Genomic DNA, 6,498 nt, shown 5'->3' with positions numbered 1-6,498 from the left:
TGGTCAGCCGAAGGCCGCCTGCACGTACGGCAGTTACCAACCCGAGTGATCAAGTACGAGACGCCGTTCGAGACCCCAGGTTAAAGATCAAGCTAGGGTCTGTTGGGAAAGCGCTGGTCACGCCATTCGTTGAGGACTGCGACCAGCACGGTCGCCTCGTAGCGGACGGCAAGCTTGTCATATCCCGTGGCCACGGCCCGGTGGCGCTTGAGGCGGTTGATCCCGCCCTCGACCGCGTGGCGTTCGCGGTAGTCGGTCTTGTCGAACTTCGGCGGCCGGCCGCCTCGGGAGCTGAGCTTCCGGCGGTTGCGGACCCGGTCCGCGGGAACCGGAGTCGTCGCCTTGATCCCGCGTTTGCGCACCCATGAGGGCTGGGCTTGTCAAGGACAGACGACTGCCTGGCCCGGCGTGCTCACGGGCTGGTGCCGAGCGGGGGAAGTCTGTGCCTCTTCGGCCGGGGATTGTCGGTAGTCCCCAGAGGTAGGTCGGGCGGAGAAGGTCTCACACGCACCCATTCGGCTCCGTGCACCGTTGCCGGGCCGGCGCCATGACCCTGGTCCGGGGACCGGGCTGCTCATTCAGGTAGTCGAGCGCGGCGGGGCCGGCCCACGCGTAGACGCGAGCGCACCCGGGGGTCGGCAACCTCTCGGGGAGGAAGGTGGGTGTCATCGGCTCTCGGCTGCCTCCCGGACCAGGGTGTCCGGGAGGCAGGCTTCGTACTGGACGGCAGATGCCAGGCACGGGTGAGGAGTTTGCGGGCGTTCGCGATCGTGGCGATCTTCTTGCCGCGGCGGTGGGCGATCTGCTGATAGTAGGCGGCAAACTGCAGGGATCATTTGGCGGTTTGGGCCGCTTCGCTCAGGATCCAGCGCAACCAGGGATCGCCCTGTTTGGAGATGTGGCCGTAACGAACGGTGCGGTCCGAGCTCCGGACGGTGGGGGTGAGCCCGGCCCGGGAAGCAAGCTTGCGGGCGGAAGGGAACCGGTGGATGTCCCCGATCTCGGCCAGAAGAACCAGAGCGGTGAGCGGTCCCACCCCCCGGCAGGGTGGTCAGGACCTCCACTCGTGGGTCGGCCCTGGCCGCCGCCGTCAGCTCGCAGTCGAGCCGGTCGATGGGGACCTGCACGGCATCGATCAGCTCCAGCAGATCGGTGACCACGGTGCGGGACGCTGTCGGCAGCGGGAGCTGGTCCAGCCACGCCCGTCCGGGGCCGCTCCAGCAGCTGCGGCTGGTTCCCCGGTCACAGCCGTGATCGGCCAGTACGGCATGGATTCGGTTGCGCAACAGGGTCCGCAGCCGGACCAGTTGGGCCCGGTGTCGCAGCATGGCCCGCTGTTGTCAGACCGGCAGCGGGGCGATCCATGCTTCGGGCAGCAGGTCGGCCCGCAGCAGCTGGGCCAGGGTGGCCGCGTCGACCTTGTCGTTCTTCAGCCGGGCCGAGGCAATGGCCTTGCACTGCAGCGGATGGACGAGGTGCGGCTCGAAGCCGTGTTCCTGGAGCAGTTCCACCAGCCAGCCCCAGCCGAAGGCTGCCTCGAACGCCACCGGGGTGCCTGGGGGCAGATCACCGATCACCCCTTGACTTCGCGGCATTGGGATTCGACCGGGAGACCTACCGCCGACGCAACATCGTCGAGCGCTGCTTCAACCGGCTCAAAGGCTTCCGCGGCATCGCCACCAGATACGACAAGACGGCCACCTCCTACGAAGCAGCGGCCACACTCGCGTCATTCCTGCTCTGGGCAAGATCCGTTTGAAGACGGACCTGGCTCAATTTTCGTTGCCTGCCAGGCGTTCGGTGAGGGGGGAGGATGCGAAGTGCGTTGGTTCCTGCGACGTGGGCGCCGAGGTTGGGGCCGAGCAGGCGCGTCAGGTCGTGTTCGCCGGCTTGCTCGCGGTCGAACACCCCGTCGGAGTAGGGCCAGTCGGTCCCGAAGAGCATCCTGTCTGTGCCGACCGTGTCGACCATGGTGTTCACCTGCACGAGGGAGTCGGCCACGGCCACGTCGTAGTAGACCGACCGCAGGTATTCCGCCATCGGGCGCCGCACCAGCTCGCGGTAGGCGGCGACGACCCGGGGCGCCCCGGCCATGCGGTGGCCGATGTAGGGGACGGTGCCGCCGCCGTGCGACAGGACCCAGTTGATGTTCGGGTAGCGGTCGAGGACCCCGTTGAAGCATCTCAACTTCTCAAGAATGATGGCAAGAAGGTCCTCTCCCCTGGCCGGTCCGCCCTGTTCCCCGGTCCGGCCGGCGCGACGGCCCCCGAGCGCGCGCCATACCCGGCATCACCCCTCCGGCTGCCTTTCGATCCGCTCGACTGTTAGCCGTGCTGCCCCAGCCCGTCGCGCAGCAGGTCGAACGCCCGCTCGGTCGCGCGGACGGCCTCCGGGTAGCGGTCGTCGGCGGACGCGCCGCCCGCCAGACACTCCTGGTTCATGACCGTCAGTTCCCGCTGCACCACGATCACCTGAGCGGCCACGAGACGCGCGGCGAGCGGATCGACGCCCGCTTCCCGCAGCGCCTCGGCCAGCGCGTCGGTCCCGCGTGCCATGTACCGGGTCAGCCGCGTCGCCAGGCCCTCGGTGTCGAGGATCATGCGGAGGAAGGCCATGACCTCGGGGTCGTCGCACAGGCCGGTGTTTGGATCGCGGTGCGCCAGGGCGTCGAGCAGGGCCGCACGCAGCGCCTCCAACGGCGGCTGTCCGGCCGGCCGGGCGCGCACGACCCGGGCCGCCTCACTCTCGTGGTCGGCGAACCGGTGCAGCACGAGGTCTTCCTTCGTCGGGAAGTACGCGAAGAGGGTCCGCCGGGAGACCTCCGCCGCCTGAGCGATCTCGGTGATCGAGACCTGGTCGAAGCCCTTGTCGAGGAAGAGGCGGATCGCCGTCGCCGCGATCGTCTCCCGGGTGCGTTCCTTCTTGCGTTCCCGCAGGCCCATCCGCTGATCCATGCACCCAGTCTACCCGTGATGAGCTGGGTGCAAATTTGCATTAAGTTCCTCTTCTTTGGGAGGTCGTCATGCGGACCGAGGCCATCGTGGTGGGGCGGGCCCGACCGGGCTGATGCCGGCGTACGAGCTGACACTGGCCGGGATACCGGTCGTCGTCCTGGAGAAACAGCGCACCCGCGGCACCCAGTGCCGGGCGGGAGGACTCCAGCCGCGCGCCGCCGAAGTGGTCGATCTGCGCGGCCTGCTGGAACCGCTGCTCTCGCACAGGAACCGTCCGAGAACACCACCGGCGGGCATTTCGCCACCCTGCCGGTCGAGCTGGACTGCCGGCCTGGCGCACCCAGTACCCCCATCCGGTCAGGCTTCCACAGACCGGCTGGAGGCCCACCTCGAACGGATCCTCGGCGAGCGGGGCGTACCCGTGCTCCGCGGCCACGAGGTGACGGCGCTCGCGCAGGACGCGGAGGGGGTCACGATCGAGTGGCACGCGGACGGCGCCCCTGGCGGCGGTGAAGATCCGGGGCCACTACCTCGTCGCGTGCGACGGCGGGCACAGCACGGTCCGCCGGCACCCTTCAGGGAGCGAAGGCCAAGGAGGCCCTCAGCACGCTTGACGCGCTTTGGAACCGCCGACGAATCGCTGCAATCCAGACCCGTGATGTGACGGCTCTCACGAGCATAGTCCGCGTCTGTCGCGTATGGTCCTTTCGATCTCATGGCGGACGCGCCGTCAGGTAAGTCAGCGACTGGTCAACTTCAGTCCTTGATATTGGTCGGCACCCCGTTGGAAAACCGTGTCGAAGTAGAGTGAGAAACGCCCTTGACCTGCAAGAGCAGGCAGGGAGCCAACCCTCTGGGAGTACCAAATGCTGCGCACCATGCTCAAGTCCAAGATCTAGCGTTTGGGTGTTTCCGCAGGTCAGCGCCCTGAGTGTCGCCTCCGGGTCAGCAAATGGTCAGCATCAGGCCGGACGGTGTCCGGGCTTGCTGACCTGCACCCATGGCAGGGCCTGCTGCGCCGCCCGGCGCCCTGCTCGAAAGGCTTGGAGCGTGGCTCGACAGCTCGCCGGTGGGATGGGGCCCCTCTTCAAGGACTGCGACTGCGCCAAGCCGACCCGTTCCCCGCGCCGTTACACGATGCGGTTCAGGAACGCCACTCCACACGCACGGGCCGGCGAAGCTGAAGCATCGCAAGGCGGGGGAGTTCCCGGAGGTTCCTCTGCCGCGCTCGGTGCGGGAGGCGACGGAGCGGTACGAGGAGAAGCACGGCACGACGAAGGACGGTTATCTCCTGCGTGGTCCGAGCGGCTACTGCGCGGAGCCGATGGAACGCCGGCGCGTGCAGAAGCTCTTCAAGACACTCCCTGCGGAGGACGGTGTGGGGATGTACAGCTTCCGGCACTACTTCGCATCGAACGCGTTTGGTAACGGAATACCGATCAGCGACGTGAAGGAATGGATGGGCCACAAGTCCATCGAGGCGACGTATCGCACCTACCGGCATCTGATGCCCGGGAGTATCACGAAGGCGGCACGCATCCTGGACGCCGGCCTCTGGAAAGAAGCCTGATTCCGCCTCCTATGTGCGGTGGCCACCGACCGACACCGGCCCAGTGAGACGGGAACCCGCGCACTGTGCCGTAGAACGACAAGCTGCTCGCCGTGGTGGACTGGACGGGCGCGCTTGCCTTCTGTGGAACCGAGGATCACAACTCCGGCCGTTCGCGATGCAGCCTCAGGCGTCACGATCTCGCCGTGCGCGAGCCCCTTTTGCAGGCAAGTGTGTGGGGCGATCACCCCCGGTGATGCATCGGCGGATCTCGGTGAGCTGGGGGCCCGGACCACGGATGCCGGAAGGCTGTCGGGCTGCGTCGGGTCATCGATGTGGGAGGGGCGATCGGTATCACGGCGCGATGTTATGCCTTGTGTTAGTGTCACGCGTTTGCGTGGTCGTCGCGGTGGGCGCTTCTGCCTGTTCGGTTCCGCTTGTGCGTGGGCTGTTCAATCCTGCCGGGCCTTCCTCGGTACGTCCCCCTGCGGAAGGCTGTTCATGAAGCATCCCGACGACTCCGGCATCGCTCACGGCGGTCCCGCCCAGTCCGAGGCCATGACTCCGGCGCTGCCCCCGGCCGTCTCCTTCGCCGGCCTGGAACTGCCGGTGGAGGTGCTGCGGACACTGAGCGGACTAGGGGTGCGCGAACCCTTTCCGATCCAGGCCGCCACACTGCCCGATGCCCTGGAGGGGCGCGACGTCCTGGGGCGCGGGCGCACCGGATCGGGCAAGACGCTCGCCTTCGGCCTGCCGCTGCTGACACGTACGGCCGGGCGGCGCGCCGAACCGAAGCAGCCCCTCGCTCTGATCCTTGTGCCCACCCGGGAGCTGGCCCAACAGGTCACCCAGGCGCTGGCGCCGTACGCCGAGGCATTGCGGCTGCGGATGGCCACGGTCGTCGGCGGCATGTCGATCGGCCGGCAGGTCGCCGCGCTGCGCCAGGGAGCCGAGGTGGTCGTCGCCACCCCCGGACGCCTGCACGACCTGATCGAGCGCAACGCCTGCCGCCTGGGACGGGTAAGGAGCACCGTGCTGGACGAGGCCGACCAGATGTGCGACTTGGGATTTCTGCCGCAGGTTGCCGACGTGCTCGACCAGGTGCACCCCGACGGTCAGCGGATGCTCTTCTCGGCCACTCTGGATCGCGACGTCGATCAGCTGGTCCGCCGCTACCTCCACGACCCCGTCGTCCACTCGGTCGACCCGTCCGCGGGCACGGTCTCGACGATGGAGCACCACGTTCTGGTCGTCCACGGCCCTGACCGCTACGCCGTCACCACGGAGATCGCCGCCCGGGACGGTCGCGTACTGCTGTTCCTCGACACCAAGCACGCCGTCGACCAGCTCACCCGGCATCTGCGGGCCAGCGGGGTGCACGCCGGGGCCCTGCACAGCGGCAAGTCCCAGCCACAGCGCACACGGACTCTGGCGCAGTTCAAGAACGGCCAGATCACCGTTCTGGTGGCGACCAATGTCGCGGCCCGTGGCCTGCACGTCGACGACCTCGATCTCGTGGTCAACGTCGACCCGCCCACCGACCCCAAGGACTACGTGCACCGGGCCGGCCGCACCGCCCGCGCCGGTGAGTCCGGCAGTGTGGTCACGCTCGTGCTGGCGGGCCAGCGCCGCGAGACGAGCCGCATGATGGCCGGGGCTGGCATCGAGCCGACCGTCACCAAGGTGCGCTCGGGCGAGGCGGAACTGAGCCGGATCACCGGCGCCAAGGCTCCCTCTGGCACCCCGCTCGACGGCGGGCCCGCCGTCCCCCGACCCAAGAACAGCAACGCTTCCTTCCGCGGCCTCGGCACCAGCAAGGACACCTCCCGCGGCGCCGGCGGCAAGTCCCGAAAGGCTGGCGAGGTCCGCAAGCTCGCCGAGGCCCGCAAGGCCGCCCTCGTGCGTCGCAACGGCTGAGAGCCGTTGCCCTGTCAGCGAATCTCCTGGCCACGGGATCGACAACCCTCGGCCCGGCCCGAAGCCCGTCCTGTGCCC

The 6,498-nt window shown here is 68.4% G+C and carries 8 protein-coding genes and 1 pseudogene; 4 read left to right on the top strand and 5 right to left on the bottom strand.

Going from position 1 to position 6,498, the window contains the following annotated elements; translation table 11 throughout:
* Window positions 1-92 precede the first annotated feature (92 nt).
* The 3 genes from ACFVJQ_RS31205 to ACFVJQ_RS31195 form a co-directional block, all read right to left on the bottom strand.
* The gene (locus ACFVJQ_RS31205) at window positions 93-362 is read right to left on the bottom strand and encodes a hypothetical protein (RefSeq protein WP_385514344.1); all 270 of its coding nucleotides are present in this window, start codon (window positions 360-362) and stop codon (window positions 93-95) included.
* A 470-nt stretch (window positions 363-832) separates the two neighbouring features.
* The gene (locus tag ACFVJQ_RS31200; protein WP_385788870.1) at window positions 833-1,036 is read right to left on the bottom strand and encodes a transposase; all 204 of its coding nucleotides are present in this window, start codon (window positions 1,034-1,036) and stop codon (window positions 833-835) included.
* Between the two features lie 304 nt (window positions 1,037-1,340).
* Window positions 1,341-1,577: a transposase gene (locus ACFVJQ_RS31195; RefSeq protein ID WP_385788868.1), complete on the bottom strand. Its 237-nt coding sequence runs from the start codon at window positions 1,575-1,577 to the stop codon at window positions 1,341-1,343.
* Window positions 1,578-1,603: 26 nt separating this feature from the next.
* Here ACFVJQ_RS31195 and ACFVJQ_RS31190 point away from each other — a divergent pair.
* A pseudogene (locus ACFVJQ_RS31190) lies at window positions 1,604-1,759 on the top strand (IS5/IS1182 family transposase); the annotation flags it as partial.
* On the opposite strand, the gene ACFVJQ_RS31185 reads toward ACFVJQ_RS31190, so the two are convergent.
* Together ACFVJQ_RS31185 and ACFVJQ_RS31180 are read right to left on the bottom strand one after the other, a co-directional pair.
* Window positions 1,705-2,187 (bottom strand): amidohydrolase family protein, encoded by a 483-nt coding sequence (locus tag ACFVJQ_RS31185; protein ID WP_385788866.1) that lies wholly within the window; start codon window positions 2,185-2,187, stop codon window positions 1,705-1,707. The pseudogene ACFVJQ_RS31190 and the gene ACFVJQ_RS31185 overlap by 55 nt on opposite strands.
* A 137-nt stretch (window positions 2,188-2,324) precedes the next feature.
* On the bottom strand, window positions 2,325-2,954 hold the full coding sequence (locus ACFVJQ_RS31180) for a TetR/AcrR family transcriptional regulator (RefSeq protein WP_385788864.1): 630 nt from the start codon (window positions 2,952-2,954) through the stop codon (window positions 2,325-2,327).
* Between the two features lie 112 nt (window positions 2,955-3,066).
* Between ACFVJQ_RS31180 and ACFVJQ_RS31175 the strand changes: the two genes are divergently transcribed.
* From ACFVJQ_RS31175 to ACFVJQ_RS31165, 3 genes are all read left to right on the top strand, one after another.
* Window positions 3,067-3,618: an FAD-dependent monooxygenase gene (locus ACFVJQ_RS31175; protein ID WP_385788862.1), complete on the top strand. Its 552-nt coding sequence runs from the start codon at window positions 3,067-3,069 to the stop codon at window positions 3,616-3,618.
* 567 nt (window positions 3,619-4,185) lie between these two features.
* Complete coding sequence (locus ACFVJQ_RS31170) at window positions 4,186-4,524, top strand: tyrosine-type recombinase/integrase (protein WP_385514349.1); 339 nt, start codon at window positions 4,186-4,188, stop codon at window positions 4,522-4,524.
* Between the two features lie 480 nt (window positions 4,525-5,004).
* On the top strand, window positions 5,005-6,420 hold the full coding sequence (locus ACFVJQ_RS31165) for a DEAD/DEAH box helicase (protein WP_385514350.1): 1,416 nt from the start codon (window positions 5,005-5,007) through the stop codon (window positions 6,418-6,420).
* The last annotated feature ends 78 nt before the right edge of the window (window positions 6,421-6,498 follow it).

This window comes from Streptomyces sp. NPDC127197 (assembly GCF_042672405.1).
Taxonomy (GTDB): domain Bacteria; phylum Actinomycetota; class Actinomycetes; order Streptomycetales; family Streptomycetaceae; genus Streptomyces; species Streptomyces flavusporus.
Note: the sequence above shows the minus strand (reverse complement) of the source record. Positions and strands in the feature narration are given on the sequence as shown.